The sequence below is a fragment of the Patescibacteria group bacterium genome, assembly GCA_028707065.1.
Taxonomy (GTDB): domain Bacteria; phylum Patescibacteriota; class Patescibacteriia; order Patescibacteriales; family WJLG01; genus JAQTUZ01.
Window position 1 is genome coordinate 24980 of the sequence record JAQTUZ010000008.1, and the last position, 19862, is coordinate 44841.

The following is a 19862-nucleotide window of genomic DNA, read 5'->3' on the forward strand; positions in this document are numbered from 1 at the left end:
AGAAGCTGGCGAGTTCGCAAAAATTATTTTACTTCACGAACTTAAAATGATCCACGACTAAGTAACTAATCAACTAATTAACTAATGTGCTATAATAAATTTCGTAGTTTCTAATTTAAAATTAAATCAACCATGTCTACTAATATCCAGGAAGTCTTCGACCGCATCCAAAGAACCAGGAAAGAACAGAAGGAATTGAAAACGATGTACCGCGACGCGCTGAATAATTCCGGCGCCTATCAGCGCTCGCTGGAAGAATTGAAAAAGCTGAAAGAAGAAAAGCGGAAATACGAAGAGGGGATCAAGAAAGAATTTTCTTCCGAATTCGATAAATTGGAAATTTTGAAAAATGAATTGATGAACGATAGCCAATTGCTTTCCGATATGGTTGTTTCCCAGGTTGCCAAGGGCGTGAAGATTGAAATTAAGGATGAACATCAAGTTCAATATGAGCCAATTTTTAGTGTTAGATTTAAGAAAATAGGCTAAAATAAAGTAAATTATTCTAGAAGCCGCTCGAAATGGGCGGTTTTATGTTGACAAAATTCATAAAATATGATAAGGTACCCTGATTTTGTACATTCAAATATAACCCGAATCGGCTCAAAATTGAGCATGGAGGATTGCCATGAAAACATTTTTGTTGGCGTGCAATGTATTGTTGCCAATTTCTCTCGTCGGTGTCGTACTGCTTTTTATCTTCGGACCGGCGATTGAAAAAAAATTGACTCCCGAGAGAAGAGCAGTTCTGGCCCGAGGCGTCGAGAACGTGATGTCGAGCAGGGTTGAGGCAAGCGTGCCGAAGTACGACCCGATGAAAATGCCACCGAAGGACGACTTAATCAAAATGACGGGAGAGGAGCAGTCTTTTAAAAAAGATTCTCTTTTTAAAGTTTGTTTGCTCGCGGCTACGCCTTTACTCCAACCGCTAATTTTTCAGTCGCCCCCGCCCAAAGCCGCGGAAAAAGTTGCTGTTACCAAAAAAGCGGGAGTCAAAAAGGGCAAAGCGCGCGGAATTAAATTGTGTACTCCGAAGCGGAATTCAGAAATCGAGGCGCAAATTCAGGTGGCCATCGAAGCGGGAATTGCCAGATCGCCATATATCATTCAACACTATGGCAAAATAGTTGAGGACACCTGCCCCAAAAAGGGAATTGATCCTGATCTGGAATATGCCAAGATCGCCGTCGAGTCCCAAGGTTATAATGACTCTACCGTTGTCAGTGATTCCGGCGCTCTATTTTTGGAGCAGCTCATGCCTAAAACCGCCATGCACTTGTTATCATTGCGCGGCATTATTGTTACAGACATGGCTGTTCTCAGAAAGATGCTCCTTGATCCTCGCTTGAGTATTTCTTTAGGCACGGATCACTATTTGATCAGCATGCAGCTTTTTAATGATCCGGTTAAGGCTCTTATCGCTTATGAGGCCGGAGACGATCGCGTCTTGAGGCAAATAAGAAAATATGGCGGAGACGTGGAAGTCCCATATTATCGCAAGGTCTATGGGGTTTACGCCTGGATCAAACAACACCCTGAACTGAGACAAAATCGGGGAATGCCGTTTGATCCGGCCATGAGAGCGCCAAGCGATCCGGTCCAGATCGCCGTGATTGGCCAGTAAAGACAGGTCCTGTTTGCAAGATGCAAGCAGGACTTTTTAAATAATTAATTACCTCTTATTCATAAAGAATTGTGAATAGGAGTTTTTTATCGCCGATATTGAAAAAAAGTCAAAAATCCTTTATCATAGTAATGATTATAATAATAAATTCCGTTACGGGTTATGCGTTACGAGTTATGAGATTATGACCGCTCAAGAACTTCGATCAAAGTATTTTCAATTTTTTCAAAGCAAAGGGCATAAGCTGATTCCCTCGGCTTCTTTGATCCCGGAAAATGATCCGACGGTTCTGTTCACCACCGCCGGCATGCAGCCATTGGTCCCGTATTTTTTGGGCGAGTCGCATCCGGAAGGCAAGCGCTTGGTTAATTCGCAAAAATGCGTCCGCACCGACGACATCGATGAAGTGGGCGATGCCACTCACCACACTTTTTTTGAAATGCTCGGCAATTGGTCGTTAGGAGACTATTTTAAAAAAGAAGCGATTGAGTGGAGTTGGGAATTCTTAACCGATCCTCGCTGGCTGGGGCTTGATAAAAATCGCTTGGCTTGCTCGGTTTTTGCCGGCGATGCTGACGCTCCGTTTGATGAAGAAGCTTTTGCTGTTTGGCAAAAACTCGGAATGGACGAAAAAAAGATCGCCAAATTACCCAAGAAAAATAATTGGTGGGGGCCGGCCGGAGTCACTGGGCCGTGCGGACCGTGTTCGGAAATGTTCTATTGGGTGGGCGATCCGGACAAAGTGCCCGCCAGTTTTAACGACGACAACGCGCTTTGGGTGGAAATTTGGAACGACGTTTTCATGCAGTATAATAAGCAGGCGGATGGGTCGTTCGAGCCGCTGGCGCAAAACAACGTCGATACCGGCATGGGACTGGAAAGGACTTTAGCGATTTTGAATGGATTTGACGATAATTATTTGAGCGATGTCTGGGCCGGCTTGATCAGAAAGGTTGGAGAGCTTTCCGGAAAAAAATACGGTGAGAGCCCGGAAGTAACGCGCTCAATGCGCATCATTGTTGATCATCTTAAGGCCGCCACCTTTATTATCGGCGATGAGAAGGGCGTGACCCCGTCCAATACCGGCGCGGGTTATATTGTCCGCCGCTTGTTGCGCCGGGCGATCCGTTATGGCCGGCAATTGAAAATTTCCGCGGATAATTGGGCTGCGGCGCTAGCCGAAGTGGTGATTGCCGATTATCAGGAAGCTTATCCCGAGCTTAACAAAAATAAAGAATATATTTTAAAAGAAATTCAAGCCGAACAGGAAAAATTCAGCAAGACTTTAGAAAATGGAATTGAGGAAATAAATAAATTATTTGATAAATATGGCGGGGACATAAAAGAATTTAAGCTTGACGCAAAAACTTTATTTGATTTATATCAAACATCCGGGTTTCCGATTGAGTTGAGTTTTGAAGAGATAAATAAAAAAAGGGTTGGTAATGGCGGAATAATGATTCCTAAGGATGTAGAAAATGTGTTTTTAAATTTGTTCAATGAAGAATTAAAAAAACATCAGGAGCTTTCGCGCACCGCCTCCGCCGGAATGTTCAAAGGCGGTCTGGCCGATGCCTCGGAAGAAACAAAAAAGTTGCATACGGCCGCGCATCTTTTACTGGCAGCTTTGCGGAAAGTTTTGGGCGACCATATCTATCAGAAGGGGAGCAATATCACCCCCGAGCGTTTGCGCTTTGATTTTTCCCATCCGGCGAAGATGACCCCGGAGCAAGTTGCCGAAGTTGAGCGCTTGGTCAATGAAGCGATCCAAAAAGATCTGCCGATTGTCTGCGAAGAAAAACCGCTGGCCGAAGCCAAAGCCGAAGGAGCGATGGGCGTTTTCGAATCAAAATACGGCGAGAAGGTCAAGGTCTATAAAATGGGCGAAGTCTCGCAAGAAATTTGCGGCGGCCCGCATGCCTCGCGTACGGGTGAACTCGGCCAGTTTAAGATTATTAAAGAAGAGAGTTCTTCTTCCGGAGTGAGAAGGATTAAGGCGGTCTTGGAATAGAATTACAAATTAATAATTACAAATTACAAATAGATAGAGCGAGAATTTATCTTAAATATTAGCTAAAATAATTTGTAATTTGTCATTTGTAATCTGTAATTGCGGCTTCTCTTGACATTTTTTGCTTTTGCCTATACAATTTCCTTATAAATCAGTAACAAGATTTACCAATTATTTTGTTTGGTAATTTTTTTTGTTAATGCAAGAAGAAAAAAATCAAATTATTAATTCCAAAGATTTTCTGGAAATGGAAGGGGAGGTAACGGAATTAATGCCCGCGGGAACTTTCCGCGTTGTTTTTCCGAACGGCCATGAAATTTTGGCCCATCTTTCCGGAAAAATGCGGATGAACAAGATCAGGCTTTCCGTCGGCGACCGGGTCAAGGTGCAAATCTCGCCTTATGACCTGACCAAGGGCCGCATCACCTTCCGGTTGTAATTTTTAAGAAATGCCCTAGAATTTTTTGCGGAAATAATTTTACCGAATTAACTCGTTTTATCCGCAATTTTTAATTTTTCATTTTTAATTTTTAATTGATATGAAGGTCAGAGCAAGCGTAAAAGTAATCTGTAAGGATTGTAAAGTTGTCCGCCGCAAAGGCAAGGTTTGTGTTATCTGCAAGAATCCCAAACACAAACAAAGACAAGGATAGTTTTTTGGTTGATTAGTTGATTGGTTAATTGGTTGAGAAGCCAATTAACCAAGACAAATAAAATATCAATTGATCAGCCAATTATTTTTTCAAACTAATTAACTAATTCACTAATCAACCAACATGGCTCAAGCTAGAATCGCCGGCGTCAATATCCCCACGGAAAAAAAGGTGAAAATTTCTTTGACCTATATTTTTGGCATTGGTTTTTCCCGCGCTCTTGACGCGCTGGCGGAAGCGAAAGTCGATCCGGAAAAAAGAGTAAAGGATTTGACCGAAGCGGAAGTGAATAAGATCAGAGATATTGTGGAAAAGAAATATATCATCGAAGGAGATTTGAAAAGAGAAATCATCGGCAATATCAAGCGGATGAAGGAGATCGGCTGCTATCGCGGCGTGCGCCATATCAAGGGGTTGCCGGTTCGCGGCCAAACCACCAAGAGAAACAGCCGCACGGTTCGCGGCAATGTCCGCAAGACCATGGGCTCGGGACGCAAGCCGGCGGCGCAGAAGACTTAAGGTTTATACGAATTACGAATCCGGACGAATATACGAATTCGTATATTCGTAAATATTCGTAATTCGTAGAGAATCACCTCATTTATTAAACAAGAATCCAAAAATAAAATTTTCTAAATATGCCCGAAGAGAAAAAAGATATAAAGTCTGCTGAAGAAATCAAAAACGAAGAATCCAAAATCGCCGAGAAAATCGAGACGCCGGTTTTGGTTTCCGAAAAAGATTTTGCCGATGATGATTTGGAAGATGCGGCGGAAGTCTCACCCAAGAAAGACGGCGATGTTACCGAAGAATTGCCCGAGGAAATCAAGAAAAAATTGGAAGCCAGAAAAGAAGAAAAGAGCGCCAAGAAACCGATGAAAAAAAAGAAAAAGAGAGCCAGAGTGAGAGTCGAAGTCGGCAAGATTTATATCAAAGCCAGTTATAATAATACCATCGTTACCGCCACCGATCTGAACGGCAATGTCATTGCCTGGGCTTCGGCCGGCATGGCTGGCTTTAAAGGTCCGAAGAAAGCGACTTCTTACGCCGCGCAAATCATCGCCAAGATCGTTTTAATGAAAGCTAAGGATGAATATGGTTTAAGAGAGGCGAGCGTTTTTGTCAAAGGCATCGGCACCGGCCGCGAAGCCGCGATCAGAGCCGTCAATGCCAATGGTGTCAATGTCACTTCGATCAAAGATATCACTCCGATCCCGCATAACGGCTGCCGCCCCAAAAAGCCGAGAAGAGTGTAATTTCGATTAAATTATTATTAAGAGTTGAAATAATCCGAACCTACGAATGCATCCGAATGACCCGAATAGTTTTGGTGCTATCAATAATTCGTAGATTTGGATGAATTCGTAGATTAGGATTATAATCTTATGAAAAACACCGATCCAAAATGCAAGCAATGCCGGCGCATCGGAGAAAAATTATTCTTCAAGGGCGAGCGTTGTTTTTCGCCCAAGTGCGCGATAATCAAAAGAAATTATATTCCCGGTTTTCACGGCCCCAAAGCCAAGGGCGCGCCCCGGCGCTCTGACTACGGCTTGCAGTTGATTGAAAAACAAAAGGCCAAGAAGCAATATCTTTTGAACGAAAAACAATTCCGCATCTTGTTCGATCACGCGGCCAAGAAAAGAGGCAATACCGAAGAGCTTTTGCTCCGGCTTTTGGAATTGCGTTTGGATAACGTCGTTTATCGGGCCGCTCTGGGCGCTTCGCGCAACGAAGCCAGACAGCTGGTCAATCACGGCCATTTCACGGTCAATGGCAAACCGGTCAATATTCCCTCCTATAAAGTCAAACAAGGCGATGTGATAAAATTGAAGGAAAGAAGCAAACGCAGTAAGAAGTTCGCCAATCTTACCGCCAAGATCAAGAAAGCGGAAATCCCCGGCTGGCTCAACGTTAGCGCTGAAGATTTTAGCGTTAAAGTTTTGCATGAACCGGCCGCCAAGGATCTTCGCGTCAACTTCAGCCCGCAAATCATCGTTGAGTTCTATTCGAGATAATGCGCATGATGCGAATCTACGAATTGTTCGCGAATACTATGAATAGATTTAACGAATAACACACCCCGTCCGCGCGGCGCGGCCACCCCTCTCAAGAGGGGAATCAAAACGGTTCGCGGTATTCGCATTATATAACAAAGCTAAAAAATAAAATAAAATAAAATTCTATGGAATCAATCGCCAAGCCAAACAAAATAGAATTCATCAAGGGCGAAAAGCTCAATGAAGCTATTGTGACTGTGGAGCCTTTTTATCCCGGTTATGGCATGACCATCGGCAATTCGCTGCGCCGCGTTTTGCTTTCTTCTTTGGTGGGAACCGCGGTGGTGGGCGTAAAGATCAACGGCGCCAGCCATGAATTCACCACTTTGCCGTACGTCAAGGAAGATATCCTGGAGATCATTATGAATTTGAAGCAATTAAAGCTGGCGATGTTTGATGAGGATGAAATAAAATTGGAGCTGGACGTGCATGGTAAAAAGGTTGTGAAAGCCAGCGATATCAAGAAGGACAGCCGCGCGGAAATAGTCAATCCGGACCTGGTCATCGCTAATATCACCGATATGGCCGGATCAATGTCGATGGAAATTACCGTAGGCAAAGGACGCGGGTATCGCCCGGTGGAAGCGATCGAGAAGAAAAATACCGAAGTCGGTTATATTGAAACTGATGCTTTCTTTTCTCCGGTTTTAGCGGTCGGCTTGAAAGTGGAAAATGTCCGCGTCGGTAAAATGACCAATTGGGATAAATTAATTATCAATATTACCACTGACGGCACAATTTCTCCGGAAAAATCTTTTACCGATTCAGTGAGGATTCTGCAAGAACAGATCAGCGCCTTGGTCGGCGAAGAAGGGCCGGCGATTGTTGAAGAAATCAAGGCAGAAGAGGAGATTGCTAAGGACGAACCGGAAGCTGAGGGCGAGAAAAAACCGAAAAAAGAAAAGAAACCCAAAAAAGAAAAAAAGAAGTAGCAATTGTTTAAAATTTAAAGTTCGGGATGTAATACTAATCCACGAATACATACTAATCTAACGAATATTTTTTAGCAGGCATTCGTCAGATTAGTATGTATTTGTATTAAATTAGTATTACAATACAATACAATATAATTTAGTTTTATGCGTCATAGAAATAAGAATAAAATTTTAGATAGAAAAAAAGGTCCGCGTCTGGCTTTGTTAAAAGGTCTGACCTCGAGCGTTTTGATTTACGAAAAAGTCAAGACTACCGAAGCCAAGGCGAAAGTTGTCAGATCCCAAGTGGAAAAAATGATCACTTTAGCCAAGAAGAATGATCTGCCGGCGACCAAAAAATTGATCGCCTTATTGCCGCAAAAAATGGCGGTCTTGAAAGTGATCGAGGTTTTGCGCGAAAGATATAAAGGCAGGACCGGCGGCTATACCAGGATAATAAAATTGGACGCGAGACCCGGAGATGGGGCTAAGATGGTTCAGTTGGAGTTAGTCTAAAATATAAATTTGGTTACATAATACGAATACAACGAATTATACGCGAATACTACGAACCGCAAACAGAAACGAATAATTCGTTAAATCATTCGCGGTATTCGCGAAAAATTAGTAGTATTCGCATCATATTATTTATATGGAAAGAAAGTTATACATAATCGACGCGGAAGGAAAAGCGATTGGCAGACTGGCAACACAGATCGCTACTATTTTGCGCGGCAAGAATAAAGTTACTTATCGCCCGCATCTGGACGAAGGCGATTGCGTGCAAGTGGTCAATGCCGATAAAGTGAAGATCACCGGCAAAAAATTACAGCAGAAGAAGTATTATCGCGTTTCACAATATCCGGGCGGCCTTAAGGAAACTTCTTTGGAAGAATTAATGGCCAAGAAGCCGGGCGAGGCTTTGAAAAAGGCGGTTAAACAAATGCTGCCCAACACCAAGCTTCGTCCCGGTATGTTGAAACGTTTGATTATTAAATAATTGATATGAAGTCCCCTCCGCGGGAGGGGTGGCGCCGCCTCGGCGACGGGGTGGGTTACCAGAAAATTTATATGCCGACTAAAAAGACAACCAAAAAAACTGAAGTAGCCGCTCCTCAAGTTGCTCCCCATAAAGTGCCGCACCAGGCAAAGGAAGCAATAGTGGAAGTTAAAGAAGAAATTTCAGCGACCAAGGGAAAATATATCAAAGCCATCGGCCGCCGCAAGACCGCCTCGGCCCAGGTTCGTGTTTATCTTTCCGGCAAAGGCGAGATCGTAGTTAACGGCAAACCGGTAGAAAAATATTTTGATGCCGACCGCGCCGCCATCTCCGTTCAGCCGTTGAAGCTGACCGGCGTGGGCAAGGATGTGGATATTTCCGTTCTCTGCAAAGGCGGCGGAGTCAACTCCCAAGCTGAAGCGATGCGCCATGGTCTGGCCCGCGTTCTGATCCTTTTGGATCCGGAATTGAACTTGGCGATCCGCGCCAAAGGCTGGATGACTCGCGACTCCCGCAAGGTGGAAAGAAAGAAACCTGGTTTGAAAAAAGCCCGCCGCGCTCCGCAATGGAGCAAGCGCTAGTTTTTATTCCCCTCTCGAGAGGGGTGGACTCGCGCCGCGCGAGGACGGGGTGTGTTACGGTGGGTGCCCGATAAAAATTTTAATTTACGTCTATCAAGTTCACATATTCAAAAAACGCCATTCTCTCACGAACGGCGTTTTTTGTTTGATGTTTATGTTCGTTATTGACAAAATATATAAACTATGATATATCTGTCTATATGTTCTTTAAAATTAGATATTGTATATTAAACCTTAAAAAGAAGGGGAATCTGTATGAGAAAAATGATTTTTATATCAATTTTGACAATCATTTTTAACATTCAGGCGCAAAGTGTGAAAGAGGTTGATTTGTTTATGATCGGTGGCCTTACGGAAATGACAAGACTCCCTTCCCAGTTTTTTACGGCCGTTAAGGAGAATGCTCAAAAAAGTTATCTGGGGCAGGTGAAATCGATATTGGTGGGTAATTTATCCTTGTCAATTTACACGGTATGGTTTATGACATCAGAAAGAAAGTTCTATGAAATGTATTTTGACATGAACTCGAAAAAGGCGGAAATGCAGCTCGATAGTCTTGGTCGGCCTCGGGCAATGACTAGAGATAATCTTGATAAATTTTCGTTCTCCGATGAACGAGAAATCAAATATTTTGTCAGAGATCCCGACCATCGTATACCCAACGATATTCCTAATAGCCAAAACGTACTTTATGATCTTTCGCCATAAAAATTGTTTTTGGGCTAAAGGTTACCTATTGAGTAAGATAGTAGGGAGGTAAAGCAGTTTACCTCCTTTTATTTTTCTCCAATTTTTGCTAAGGTTATAGAATAAAGTGATTATTATTAATGAAGTTGGCATACACGCCATGTTATGTGTTGCGTGTTATGAGTTATGTGTTTATGATCGGTGTCTTTGATTCCGGGGTCGGCGGGTTGACTGTTTTGAAATCTTTGCTCAAGCATTTGCCTGATTATGACTATGTCTATTTAGGCGATAATGCCCGCACGCCCTACGGAAATAAAACCAAAGCCGAAGTTTATGAATATACCCGCCAGGCGGTTGATTTTTTATTTTCTCATGGCTGCGACATAATTATTGTCGCTTGCAATACGGCTTCAGCATTAGCGTTAAGGAAAATCCAGCAGGAATATCTGCCGCATAAATATCCGGGCAAAAAAGTTTTGGGCGTAGTCAGGCCGATGGCCGAAGCGATCGCCGCTAACAAAAAGTTCAAAAGAGTCGGTGTGATCGGCACCAAAGCGACGATCAAATCCAAAATTTACCCCGTCGAAATAAAGGCGCTTAATCCTGGATTGAAAATTTTCTGTCAGAGCGCGCCGCTCTTAGTGCCTTTGATCGAGTCTGGCTGGAATGATCCAAAAGAAGTTAAGGAAACCTTGGAAAAATATCTCGCCCCGTTAAAAAAATCAAAAATTGATTTATTGGTCTTGGGCTGCACTCATTATCCTTTCTTGGAAAAACAGATTTGCCAGCTGATGGGAAAACACTGTAAGATTTATAATTCAGGAGAGATCGTGGCCAAAAGCCTGAAAGAATACTTAACTAAGCACAAGGAATTGGCGATTGGCCGCCGGACTAAGCCGAAATTAATTTTTTATACCACCGGCGGAGTCCAGACATTTAAAATTCTTGGTGATAGATTTCTGGGCAAGAAAATTGAGCATATTTCGCGAATAGCATTAAAGTAAATTTTTACAATTTTTAAATTTTTAAAATAATTTTTAAGGCTTAATTTTTAAAAATTATAAAATTCAAAAATTAAAAATTTTAGAACCAAGCTGATTAAATAAAATATGGAGAACCTACTCGACAGAATTAAAAAATTACAGAAGCGGTTAGATGATGTCTGGCAGGTTTTGCAATTGGAAAAAGCTAAAGCGGAATTGATCGATAAGCGGGCGATCATGGAAGAGCCCGGGTTGTGGAATGACCAGGAACGGGCGGTAAAGATCAGCAAAGAGGCCGAAGATTTGGATAAGGAAGTTAAACGCTGGGATAAAGTCAAAAAAGAGATCGATGATTTTTTTGAATTGATCGGCGAAGCGATCAAAGAAAAAGATAATTCGCTCGAGAAAGATGTTGATAAAAATCTGGCTGATCTGGAAAAGAGATTCGAGGAGATGGAATTCTACGCTCTGTTTTCCGGCAAGTATGACCGCGATAATGCGATTTTGTCGATCCATGCCGGCACGGGAGGAGTGGACGCGCAGGATTGGGCGCAGATTTTGGAACGGATGTATTTGCGTTTTGCCGAGAAAATGGATTATCGCGCCGAAGTAATTGATCGCACGGTCGGCGCCGAAGCGGGGATTAAAAGCGTGACTATAAAAATTGACGGGCTTTGGGCTTTTGGCCATTTAAGATCCGAGGCCGGCGTGCATCGCCTGGTGCGCATTTCGCCGTTTGACGCGGAAAATATGCGCCACACTTCTTTCGCCTTGGTTGATGTGGTTCCGGAATTTCCCGAAGCCGATGAAATAGAAATCAAGGACGATGAAATAAAATTTGAGACTTATCGCTCTTCGGGCGCGGGCGGGCAGAATGTCAATAAAGTTTCGACCGCCGTCCGGCTGATCCATCTTCCGACCGGCATCACGGTGCAATGCCAGACCCAGCGTTCGCAATATCAGAATCGCGAGCTGGCAATGAAGCTTTTAAAAACAAAATTATTGCAGCGGCAGCTGGAAGAACAGGCCAAGGAGAAAAAAGAAGTCCGCGGCGAAGTGCAGAAGGCGGAGTGGGGGAAGCAGATCCGCTCTTATGTGATGCAGCCGTATCAGATGGTTAAGGATCATCGCACCGAATATGAAACTTCGGACATCAACAGCGTTCTGGACGGCGAGATCGACGGATTTATTGAAGCCTATTTAAAAAGTAAGAAGTAAGAAATTAGAAGTAAGAAATTTTTTTGTCATCCTGAGGAGTCCGACTTGTCGGACGAGGAAGGATCTAAACAACAGGAAGTTTAAAAGAGCCGATTACTTTTCTATGGTTCGAAGTTTTTTGCAAATTCCTACAGCATAGATCCTTCGCGCGGCGCTCAGGATGACAAAATAAAAAAGCAGCAATCAGATGATCTTGATTGCTGCATTTTGCAGGTTGCTTGCTTCTACCTATTTATCACTTGAAGATTTTTAGCTTCAAACCGAATCGGTTCCATCGGCCCGATATAATTTACCGGCATCGCAGGTTCTCTTATTTCGATTATTTTGGGCTCCGTACTTGCCCGGAAAATGCTGATACCGATAAAGCCCCTAATAAAGGCGAAAGAAAAACTGGTACATTCTTCGGCGTCGGCATAGGCTTTGAAATGAGAAATATTCACCTGACTGTTGTATCGGTAGACAAGAAAAACGATCCATTCGTCGACCAGGGTTTGTTGGTCTTTGGTTAAGAAAAAATGAATCATCGCGCCTTTCTTGGCCTGGTGGAGACGGATGGCGTTGGGGAGTAAATGACTTAAGAGGACGATTATCGTGACGAGGGAAACGACTGACCACACAATAATTACAGTCATGGCAATTCTCCTTGGTGAATGGTTAAAAGGACTATCTTGATTTAATGAATATTAATATATTAGCATAAATAATACATTTTGTCAACGATGAAAAGGAGGGTGGCTATTTTTATCGCTTGCTGGTTTTTTGCCGGCGGCATCGTTCTTGCTTCGTTTTTGCCGAAAGACTGGCTGTTTTTCGGCCTTTATTATTTTAGCGCGGCGATAATATTTTCAACCATTGCCGTCGTGTGCTGGAAGAAGAAAAACACGCGCGCCATTTTGATTTGGGCGGCTTTTTTGTTTTTGGGAATCTGGCGATTCTCGATAAGTTTGCCGATCGATTCACCAAATAATATTTGGCATTACAACGGCCAAAAAAGAGAATTGATCGGCCTGGTTTCTTCTGAACCGGCGACGAAAGGGAAAAGTCAGAAGTTAGAAGTATTTCCCCTCCTTTTAAAGGAGGGGGTAGGGGTGGTTATTGATAGGCAAGCCGATTCGATTGCAACCACTTCCCAGAACCACCCCCAAACCCCTCCTTCGGAAGGAGGGGGGATCCTTGAAAAGGAGGGGCTGGGGGTGGTTCGGGGTGAGGTTGCAGGCAAGGTCTTGGTCATCGCCGCCGCTTATCCGCAATATGATTATGGCGACGTTCTAAAAATATCTTGTACGCTTAAGCGTCCGGATAAGTTGGACGATTTTGATTATGAAAAATATTTGGCCGGCAAGGGAATCTATTCGACTTGCAACTTTCCCAAAATAGAAATTTTGTCAGATAAAAATTTATCACCGCCGCTATTGGCAAAGAAAAAAAGCCTGACGCGTTTTAGCTGGCTTTGGGGCGGGATTTATCAAATCCGAAAAAAATTAAGCGGCACGATCGATAACGGCTTGGCCGAACCGGAAGCCGGACTGCTTAAAGCTTTTATCTTGAACGATCCGACCGTGCCTGATGATTTGAGCGATATTTTCCGCCAAAGCGGCTTATCGCATATCGTCGCCATTTCCGGCACGCATATCAGCTTGGTGATCGCCATTATTTTTTTCTGCTTGTTATTCCTGGGTTTGAATCGCCGGCACGCTTTTTGGTTTTGCGTGCCCATTATTTTATTGTACGTGGTGATGGTTGGAGCGCCTGCCTCGGCAACTCGGGCGGGGATTATGGGTTTTTTGGTTTTGTTGGCTATGTATCTGGGACGTTTGGCGCGATTAGATTATACTTTGGCGCTCGCCGGCGCGGGCATGCTTTTGTTTAATCCGATGCTCGTTATCGCGGACGCCGGATTCCAATTATCTTTTTTGGCCGTTCTAGGCATGATTTATCTTTACCCGATTTTTGATAAATGGTTATCAAGGTTTTACGAAATAAAAAACGTAACACACCCCGCCAAGCGAGGCGCTTGGCACCCCTCTCGAGAGGGGATTTTAAAAATAATTTGCCAGACGGCAGCACTGACGATCGCGGCGCAAGTTTTTACCGCGCCGATCTTGATTTTCGGCTTTCACCAAATTTCGCTGGTCGCGCCGATCGCCAATCTGTTCGCGCTTTGGGCCGCGCCATTTATCATGATCACCGCTTTCATCGCCATGGGCCTAACCTTAATATTTCCCGCCGGTGCAATATATTTTTTCCTGCCCGCGGATATTTTAGTAAAATACTTGATTGCCGTCGCGCAAATTTCGGCGAGCTTGCCATTTGCTTATTGGAAGTTTTAATCTTGACAAGGAACAATCCCTTTGTTAAATTGCTTTGTTTATCGATATTGAACAAAAAAAGGAGGTAAAATGCCTAGAGCCAGGAAGAGATTGTACGTTTTGCAAAATAACGCGATGACCAAGACGAAGCACATTATCGTGATATTGGCCTTTGCCGAAAGCAAGAAAAAGGTCACGGAATTGTCAAAAGTTCTGGTCGGAAAACTCGGCTTGACGGGGAAAATACCCCTGTCTCCGAGATATACTCTTTTTGAGAAACCGAGTAGCTTTGAAAGTCCGCACGGCAAGAGTCGAATAATTTCGTACACCTATTGTTTGTTAGGACGCTAGTGTCAATTATTTTTCGGAAGTCCGATTTCGTCGGGCTTCTTTTTTTGCTGATTTTTTACCTTTTTTGTCAATAGCCAAGTTTAAATGGAAAAGGTATAATTTATAGACACAGAGCATGGAACATAGAGCAAAGAGCATAAAATCCGAGAACTATTTTTTTTGTGTTCTTTGATCTTTGTTCTATGTTCTCCTACCAAACGATGGATTTTCGTTTCAAATTAAGAATAGTCTGGATAGCTGCGCTGGCCGTGGCGGTTTTTGCGCTGGCGTGGCTGGCTATAATTCCTTTTGGCAAGATTACTTACTTGACAAATTTCAAGGGTTTTAATGATTTCATCGGCAAGCTAACGCCCATGGAAAGAATTGTTGCCGAAAAAGACGGCACGCAAGATATTATCGGCGATCCGGCTTATTTTTCTTTGCGCACCCCGCGGCCATTTAATCAAGCTTTGCTTTCCGTAAAATTCCAAGTTGATCCGAATCTGCCGATCGTCGAGGCCGGAGTTTCCAAGGACGGGCGCACCTGGCAATATGATTTGCAGCCGCTCTATAATGCTAAATTGGAAGAGTTGATGGAAAACTGGTTTGTATTAGATGATTCTGTTTTACCAGCGCTAACCCACCCCGCCTCGCCGGGCTCGGCACCCCTCCCAAGAGGGGACTCCACTGTTCTCCTGCAAAGAAATAAACAATTTGATACGATTGAAGAATTTTTAAAAAATCCTCCCGCGACCGACAAGATCGCTTTGTATAATTATGATTGGAAAACCGATTATTTATTGCCCGATTATCAGCCGCGGCAAGCTACCTCGACCATGTGCCGGCCGCTGGTCGGGGCTTATCAGTTTTATACCTACATTAAAAATGAGAATTTGTCCGATGACTTTGTTTTCCAAGATTTGAATAAAAATTTGGATCCGGACCCGATCGATGTTTATGTTTATTATCGCGACAAATTGATTTCGAGCGAGCACCTCGACGACGATGGCATTGCTGTTGATAGCGGCGCGCAAAAACCGTGGCGGCATTTGAAGTTAGATTTGGCCAATTTGCCCGAGGGCGTTTATAAGATCACGGTGCGCGCTAATGGCGATATTGTGACGAGAACGATCACCACCGGACAAAGTAAAATGGCTTTTATCAATGCTTTAGCGATTGCCGACGCTCCCGAAGTTTCCTGCGGCCGAAATTTTTTCACGGACGGGCGCACGCTGGCGGTTCAGACTTCGCATCCGGATAAATTAGGCAAGATAACCATCAATAAAAATAACGGCAATTCATTTTCCGGCGTTGAGTTGAACATCGATCAAACTTATAAAATATTTACGGTTAACGATTTGCCGCCGGCTGGCAGTCAGATAATTCTTAATAATGACGGAATTTCGCTTTCCGGCGATGGGCTTTTTTCCCTGTCGGCCGAACAAATGATCGATCCGCGCGTTAAATCCGTTGATGCCAAATTCGATGCCGACCAGGAAGGCGTGGATTATGTTTTGGCGCGTTATACGCCGCCGGTCAAACAAGGCGATTGGCTGGTAGCGCAAGCTAACTTTGATCTAACCAACGCTTTCCGGATGTGGAATAAGTATTATTTTTTGATCTCCGCGCCCGGGTTATCCGCCAGCGATCAGCTTAACGATCAGGTGCGGATCAAGGAAATTAAGGTTGATTTGACCGGCACTTCGTTGTGGAAAAAAATATTTAAGAAATAATTTTTTTGTCATCCTGAGCGCCGCGCGAAGGATCTATTTTGTAGGAATTGAGAATTTTTTTCGATAAAAATTTTTTAAGGAGTAGTTAAATTTTGCTCGGGCAATAGATCCTTCCTCGCTCGCCGACCTCGTCCGCCTTGGGCGGAGGCGGCTCGCTCCTCAGGATGACAAAACATATGATTAATTGGTTAAAAAAGTCCGCCTTCGCCAAGGCTATGGCGGACAAGAAAGAAAATTTTGTCCCAATAATAATTTTTATTCTGGCGGCTTTGCCGTTTATTTTCAATTTCCGGGATTTTTTCGTTTCCGATGATTGGGATTTCCTGACGCAAGTGGCCAATCCGCATCAGCCGCTTTGGCAATATTTTCTCACCAATTATGTCGGCACGCACGCGGGCGGATCATATCGTCCGCTGGTGGTTTGGTTCTGGGCTTTTTGCCATCATCTTTGGCAATTAAATTATTTTTGGTATCACCTCGTCCAGATTTTTTTGCACGCGGCCAATGTCGTCTTGCTTTATTTAATTGTTTTAAATTTTGTCTGGCCCAATAAGAAGGAAGATCGATTTGCTTGGGCAGTCGTTGCGGCGGCCATTTTCGCGATCTTGCCTAATCATTCCGAGGCCGTGGCTTGGCTGGCGGCCATCGGCGATCCGCTTTGCAGTTTCTTCTTTCTCGCCAGTTTATTGCCGCTGCTTTTTTGTTTGAAATATCCGCGGGCCAAATATTGGCTTTACGCCGGTTCTCTGGTATTTTTTTCCGCTGCTTTGTTCACCAAGGAAATGGCCATTTCGCTGCCGTTTATCGTCTTGATTTTTGCCGGTTATTATCAAGCGAGCGAGCGAAATAACGCCGCGCCTCGCGGAGATTATTTTCGAGCGAGCGCTGATAAGATTATTTATTTCTGGAAAAATCGCGCCAGCGTCAAAATGATTAAAATATTATTTGTCGTTCCGTATTTTATAATATTGGCTGGGTATTTATGGCTGCGCTATCGCGCCATCGGCTTGTTTTTTGGTTATTACGGCGCCGAGCATCTGCATCTTGGCTTAATGAAAACAGCGGCGGTTTACGGCGATATCATCACCAGTTTTGTTTTGAGCGATAATTGGCGCACGATTTTTTCTCTTTGGTTGAATAATAATTTAGTGATTGTTTTGGCGGCTGGCATTTTACTTTTTGTCGGATTGCTCTATTTAACCTGGAAAAAAAAATGGCCGGTTTGGCCCTGGCTCGTTTTTTTATCGCTTCTGGCCAGTCTGGCGCCGGTGGCGAGCTTTGGCATCAATCTGACCAAAACGTATTTCAGCGAAGAAGGGGAGCGCTATGGCTATCTGCCGTCGCTTTTCTTTGCGATAATATTGGCGGCGGGGATTATCGCCTTATGGAAAAAAAATAATAATAAATTATATTCCAGAATTATCTTTTCCATAATTATTATTTTGATCGCCGGCGGGTTAGCCGGGCAATTGTTGGTGAAAAATTGGCGTTATCAACAAGCGGCGATAGTGGCGCAAAAATCTCTCTCGGGCGCGGTCGCCCTGATGAGGCAAGGCGATTACATCGGAGTTTTATTTTTCGGCCTGCCGGATAATTTTCACGGCGCGCCGATCTTCCGCAACGGCTGGCAGCAAGCGATCGCTTTTTATTTGCCCCAGCCGCCGATAATCCTCTCGCCGTTCAACCGTACTGCCGATGAAACCGGGCAAAAATTCGCCGTGGAAAAAATCGATCAGAATAATTTTAATTATTACAGCGTTAAGGCGGCCAAATCGATCCTGGCCAAGCCGAATTTCTCCTCGGCCGATTATTCCACGGTTTTGCGCGATTATATTTTCGAACCGGCCGGGATCAATGACCGTTATTTTGGCGACAGTCTGCTGATAACGCTGTCAAAAGATTTGGCGGCCAATCCGCAAGTCGCCCTGTTTTTTTGGGACGGTGAAAAATGGGTCGTTTTAATCGGCCAGCGATAAATTCCGCTTTTGCGCCCCAGCCCTTGATGGTATAATTAAAATTCGCCGAGCGGGCAGAAGATCTAAAATTATAAATTTATGAACACTGCAATTCAAGCGCTTTATGACAATTTAATGTCCGTGGTCAGCGTCAAATTCGTGCTGATCATGTTTGTGGCGTTGGCGATAACTTTTGTTCTGATGAAAGCCAAACCTTGGCTGTTTTTGTTGCTGACCGGCGCGGCCGCGGCCGTTTCTTACGCTTTGATCTCCCATAATTTTATTTTATCTTTCTGGGGTTTGGTGGGCGATGAAGCGACGATCGCCGCCATTTTTAATACTTTCGCTCACGTGAGTTTCTTTTCCGATTTTGCTTATCACAATTTGCCGCCATTTTATCCGCCGCTCTTTTTTTGGATTTTCGCGCTGGTGGGAAAAATAATGTCCTGGAACGGCGTGACGATCGCCAAATTCGCCTCGGTTGCTTCCTTTTTTCTGATTCCGCTTTTGGTTTATTGGCTTTTTAAATTTTTCAATAATCGTGATGAGAATAAAAGCGAGCTGCCCGAAGCGGCGCCGCTGCTTTTTTCCTTGTTCATTTTTATTTTGGTCGATGTCGATGTGATGATCGGCAAGCCTTACGAAGTGCTGGCCGCGGCCGCGGCGGTTCTCTGGACGATTTTTTTGGTGCGAAAAGCGCGCCAGGCTTGGAATTGGAAGATAATGGTTAGCTTTGGCGTGATCGGCGGCTTGATCTTCATGACTTATTATCTCTGGCTGATCTTTGCCGCCATCGCTATCGCGCTTTACGCGCTGTCCGTGGCCAAGAAAGAACAATTCGTTTTCTACGGCCGACTTTTGTCCGTGGCCGGAATATCTTTGCTCGTTGCCTCGCCTTATTTATTTCCGCTTGTTTTCGCTTATTTGAAAATTGGCACGGAGAATTGGCAGACGGCGATTTTCACGCCCAACGGATTGGTTTACAGCCTGCAGGCGCTGACCGAATTTTCCTGGCGCGGCGCGCTGATGCTCGCCGGTCTCGTTGCCGCGATTTATTATCGCCGCGACGAGCGCGTCAAGCCGGCGCTTTGCCTTTTTATCGCTTCTTATTTATGGTGGGCGATGGGATTGGCCACGGTTTATTTTTTCAACAGCCCTTTTCAAGAATTCCGCGGTTTCGGCCTGATCGACCGGCTTGCCCTCGGCTATTGCGCCGCTTTTGCCATTGCCCGATTATTCGGCAAGTGGAAAGAAAAGATCGGCCAGCGCGGGCAAGAAGTTATTTTAATAGTCGGCCTGCTTATTTTGTCGCTTTATTTGCCTTGCGGAACTTTCGTTGATGCCGACGGCGTCAGGAACAGGATGATCAAGTCGAAATCAATGTATCCGATCGAGGTCAAGCTTTTTGATTTTTTAAAAAAAGACCAAGCGCCGCCCGGACTGGTGCTTAATTCCGGCTTGGCGGAATTGCCGGCTTTCGTGCCGGTCAACACTTTTATCTATTTCGGCCAGCATAACAATCATCCGGCGGCCCATTTTTCCGACCGCCAAGCTTATCTGCGGGCAATGGCCGGCGCCAAAGATCCGGCCGAATTTTATCGGCTTGCCGCGACGCCTTACGGGGAAATAACCCGGCTGATTTTGGCCAGAGATAAAAAGGATTACGTGATCTATTTCAATCTGGACGAGCCGGTAGCCGGCATCAAACAGGATAATCTCAGGCTGAAAGGGGATTTGATCTCGGAAAAATATTTCACCAAAGTGTTTCAAGATGATTATTATGCGGTTTGGGATAAGAAATAAA

Annotated in this window: 21 protein-coding genes; 20 read left to right on the top strand and 1 reads right to left on the bottom strand. The window is 44.3% G+C overall.

Features of this window, described 5'->3' with window-relative positions:
- The first annotated feature begins 132 nt into the window (after nucleotides 1-132).
- The 15 genes from PHE24_03560 (at nucleotide 133) to prfB (ending at nucleotide 11731) form a co-directional block, all read left to right on the top strand.
- On the top strand, nucleotides 133-489 hold the full coding sequence (locus PHE24_03560; GenBank protein ID MDD4902190.1) for a hypothetical protein: 357 nt from the start codon (nucleotides 133-135) through the stop codon (nucleotides 487-489).
- Nucleotides 490-628: 139 nt separating this feature from the next.
- Nucleotides 629-1624, top strand: a complete 996-nt coding sequence (locus tag PHE24_03565; GenBank protein MDD4902191.1) for a transglycosylase SLT domain-containing protein — start codon at nucleotides 629-631, stop codon at nucleotides 1622-1624.
- A gap of 184 nt (nucleotides 1625-1808) precedes the next feature.
- Entirely contained in the window at nucleotides 1809-3635 is a 1827-nt protein-coding gene (locus PHE24_03570; GenBank protein MDD4902192.1) for an alanine--tRNA ligase, read from the top strand.
- A gap of 220 nt (nucleotides 3636-3855) precedes the next feature.
- Nucleotides 3856-4074, top strand: coding sequence for a translation initiation factor IF-1 (gene infA, locus PHE24_03575; protein MDD4902193.1), 219 nt, complete (start codon nucleotides 3856-3858; stop codon nucleotides 4072-4074).
- Between the two features lie 100 nt (nucleotides 4075-4174).
- On the top strand, nucleotides 4175-4288 hold the full coding sequence (gene rpmJ / locus PHE24_03580) for a 50S ribosomal protein L36 (protein MDD4902194.1): 114 nt from the start codon (nucleotides 4175-4177) through the stop codon (nucleotides 4286-4288).
- Nucleotides 4289-4411: 123 nt separating this feature from the next.
- Nucleotides 4412-4807: a 30S ribosomal protein S13 gene (gene rpsM, locus PHE24_03585; GenBank protein MDD4902195.1), complete on the top strand. Its 396-nt coding sequence runs from the start codon at nucleotides 4412-4414 to the stop codon at nucleotides 4805-4807.
- 356 nt (nucleotides 4808-5163) lie between these two features.
- Nucleotides 5164-5544, top strand: a complete 381-nt coding sequence (rpsK, locus tag PHE24_03590; GenBank protein MDD4902196.1) for a 30S ribosomal protein S11 — start codon at nucleotides 5164-5166, stop codon at nucleotides 5542-5544.
- A 129-nt stretch (nucleotides 5545-5673) separates the two neighbouring features.
- Complete coding sequence (gene rpsD, locus PHE24_03595; protein ID MDD4902197.1) at nucleotides 5674-6306, top strand: 30S ribosomal protein S4; 633 nt, start codon at nucleotides 5674-5676, stop codon at nucleotides 6304-6306.
- 167 nt (nucleotides 6307-6473) lie between these two features.
- A complete protein-coding gene (gene rpoA, locus PHE24_03600; protein ID MDD4902198.1) occupies nucleotides 6474-7280 on the top strand; it encodes a DNA-directed RNA polymerase subunit alpha in 807 nt (268 codons plus the stop codon).
- 147 nt (nucleotides 7281-7427) lie between these two features.
- Entirely contained in the window at nucleotides 7428-7778 is a 351-nt protein-coding gene (rplQ, locus tag PHE24_03605) for a 50S ribosomal protein L17 (protein MDD4902199.1), read from the top strand.
- 136 nt (nucleotides 7779-7914) lie between these two features.
- Complete coding sequence (gene rplM, locus PHE24_03610) at nucleotides 7915-8262, top strand: 50S ribosomal protein L13 (GenBank protein ID MDD4902200.1); 348 nt, start codon at nucleotides 7915-7917, stop codon at nucleotides 8260-8262.
- Between the two features lie 203 nt (nucleotides 8263-8465).
- On the top strand, nucleotides 8466-8843 hold the full coding sequence (rpsI, locus tag PHE24_03615; GenBank protein ID MDD4902201.1) for a 30S ribosomal protein S9: 378 nt from the start codon (nucleotides 8466-8468) through the stop codon (nucleotides 8841-8843).
- A 255-nt stretch (nucleotides 8844-9098) separates the two neighbouring features.
- Complete coding sequence (locus PHE24_03620) at nucleotides 9099-9551, top strand: hypothetical protein (protein ID MDD4902202.1); 453 nt, start codon at nucleotides 9099-9101, stop codon at nucleotides 9549-9551.
- Nucleotides 9552-9709: 158 nt separating this feature from the next.
- Nucleotides 9710-10534, top strand: coding sequence for a glutamate racemase (gene murI, locus PHE24_03625; protein ID MDD4902203.1), 825 nt, complete (start codon nucleotides 9710-9712; stop codon nucleotides 10532-10534).
- A 105-nt stretch (nucleotides 10535-10639) separates the two neighbouring features.
- Nucleotides 10640-11731 carry a peptide chain release factor 2 gene (gene prfB / locus PHE24_03630; protein MDD4902204.1) on the top strand — a complete coding sequence of 364 codons (1092 nt, stop codon included), beginning with the start codon at nucleotides 10640-10642 and terminating at the stop codon, nucleotides 11729-11731.
- 224 nt (nucleotides 11732-11955) lie between these two features.
- Here prfB and PHE24_03635 read toward each other — a convergent pair whose 3' ends face one another.
- Complete coding sequence (locus PHE24_03635) at nucleotides 11956-12363, bottom strand: hypothetical protein (GenBank protein ID MDD4902205.1); 408 nt, start codon at nucleotides 12361-12363, stop codon at nucleotides 11956-11958.
- Between the two features lie 87 nt (nucleotides 12364-12450).
- Between PHE24_03635 and PHE24_03640 the strand changes: the two genes are divergently transcribed.
- From PHE24_03640 to PHE24_03660, 5 genes are all read left to right on the top strand, one after another.
- The gene (locus PHE24_03640; protein MDD4902206.1) at nucleotides 12451-14061 is read left to right on the top strand and encodes a ComEC/Rec2 family competence protein; all 1611 of its coding nucleotides are present in this window, start codon (nucleotides 12451-12453) and stop codon (nucleotides 14059-14061) included.
- A 69-nt stretch (nucleotides 14062-14130) separates the two neighbouring features.
- Nucleotides 14131-14391, top strand: coding sequence for a hypothetical protein (locus tag PHE24_03645; GenBank protein ID MDD4902207.1), 261 nt, complete (start codon nucleotides 14131-14133; stop codon nucleotides 14389-14391).
- 182 nt (nucleotides 14392-14573) lie between these two features.
- The gene (locus PHE24_03650; GenBank protein ID MDD4902208.1) at nucleotides 14574-16103 is read left to right on the top strand and encodes a hypothetical protein; all 1530 of its coding nucleotides are present in this window, start codon (nucleotides 14574-14576) and stop codon (nucleotides 16101-16103) included.
- A 176-nt stretch (nucleotides 16104-16279) separates the two neighbouring features.
- The gene (locus PHE24_03655) at nucleotides 16280-18079 is read left to right on the top strand and encodes a hypothetical protein (protein ID MDD4902209.1); all 1800 of its coding nucleotides are present in this window, start codon (nucleotides 16280-16282) and stop codon (nucleotides 18077-18079) included.
- Between the two features lie 78 nt (nucleotides 18080-18157).
- Nucleotides 18158-19861 (top strand): arabinofuranosyltransferase, encoded by a 1704-nt coding sequence (locus tag PHE24_03660; GenBank protein ID MDD4902210.1) that lies wholly within the window; start codon nucleotides 18158-18160, stop codon nucleotides 19859-19861.
- Nucleotide 19862: the final 1 nt, after the last annotated feature.

Coding starts and splice junctions, on each gene's coding strand:
- PHE24_03650 (MDD4902208.1), top strand. CDS start 14,574: ATGTTCTCCTACCAAACGATGGATTTTCGTTTCAAATTAAGAATAGTC.
- PHE24_03655 (MDD4902209.1), top strand. CDS start 16,280: ATGATTAATTGGTTAAAAAAGTCCGCCTTCGCCAAGGCTATGGCGGAC.
- rpsD (MDD4902197.1), top strand. CDS start 5,674: ATGAAAAACACCGATCCAAAATGCAAGCAATGCCGGCGCATCGGAGAA.
- rpmJ (MDD4902194.1), top strand. CDS start 4,175: ATGAAGGTCAGAGCAAGCGTAAAAGTAATCTGTAAGGATTGTAAAGTT.
- rplM (MDD4902200.1), top strand. CDS start 7,915: ATGGAAAGAAAGTTATACATAATCGACGCGGAAGGAAAAGCGATTGGC.
- rpoA (MDD4902198.1), top strand. CDS start 6,474: ATGGAATCAATCGCCAAGCCAAACAAAATAGAATTCATCAAGGGCGAA.
- PHE24_03565 (MDD4902191.1), top strand. CDS start 629: ATGAAAACATTTTTGTTGGCGTGCAATGTATTGTTGCCAATTTCTCTC.
- PHE24_03640 (MDD4902206.1), top strand. CDS start 12,451: ATGAAAAGGAGGGTGGCTATTTTTATCGCTTGCTGGTTTTTTGCCGGC.
- PHE24_03570 (MDD4902192.1), top strand. CDS start 1,809: ATGACCGCTCAAGAACTTCGATCAAAGTATTTTCAATTTTTTCAAAGC.
- PHE24_03645 (MDD4902207.1), top strand. CDS start 14,131: ATGCCTAGAGCCAGGAAGAGATTGTACGTTTTGCAAAATAACGCGATG.
- rplQ (MDD4902199.1), top strand. CDS start 7,428: ATGCGTCATAGAAATAAGAATAAAATTTTAGATAGAAAAAAAGGTCCG.
- PHE24_03560 (MDD4902190.1), top strand. CDS start 133: ATGTCTACTAATATCCAGGAAGTCTTCGACCGCATCCAAAGAACCAGG.
- PHE24_03620 (MDD4902202.1), top strand. CDS start 9,099: ATGAGAAAAATGATTTTTATATCAATTTTGACAATCATTTTTAACATT.
- murI (MDD4902203.1), top strand. CDS start 9,710: ATGAGTTATGTGTTTATGATCGGTGTCTTTGATTCCGGGGTCGGCGGG.
- PHE24_03635 (MDD4902205.1), bottom strand. CDS start 12,363: ATGACTGTAATTATTGTGTGGTCAGTCGTTTCCCTCGTCACGATAATC.
- prfB (MDD4902204.1), top strand. CDS start 10,640: ATGGAGAACCTACTCGACAGAATTAAAAAATTACAGAAGCGGTTAGAT.
- rpsK (MDD4902196.1), top strand. CDS start 5,164: ATGAAAAAAAAGAAAAAGAGAGCCAGAGTGAGAGTCGAAGTCGGCAAG.
- PHE24_03660 (MDD4902210.1), top strand. CDS start 18,158: ATGAACACTGCAATTCAAGCGCTTTATGACAATTTAATGTCCGTGGTC.
- rpsM (MDD4902195.1), top strand. CDS start 4,412: ATGGCTCAAGCTAGAATCGCCGGCGTCAATATCCCCACGGAAAAAAAG.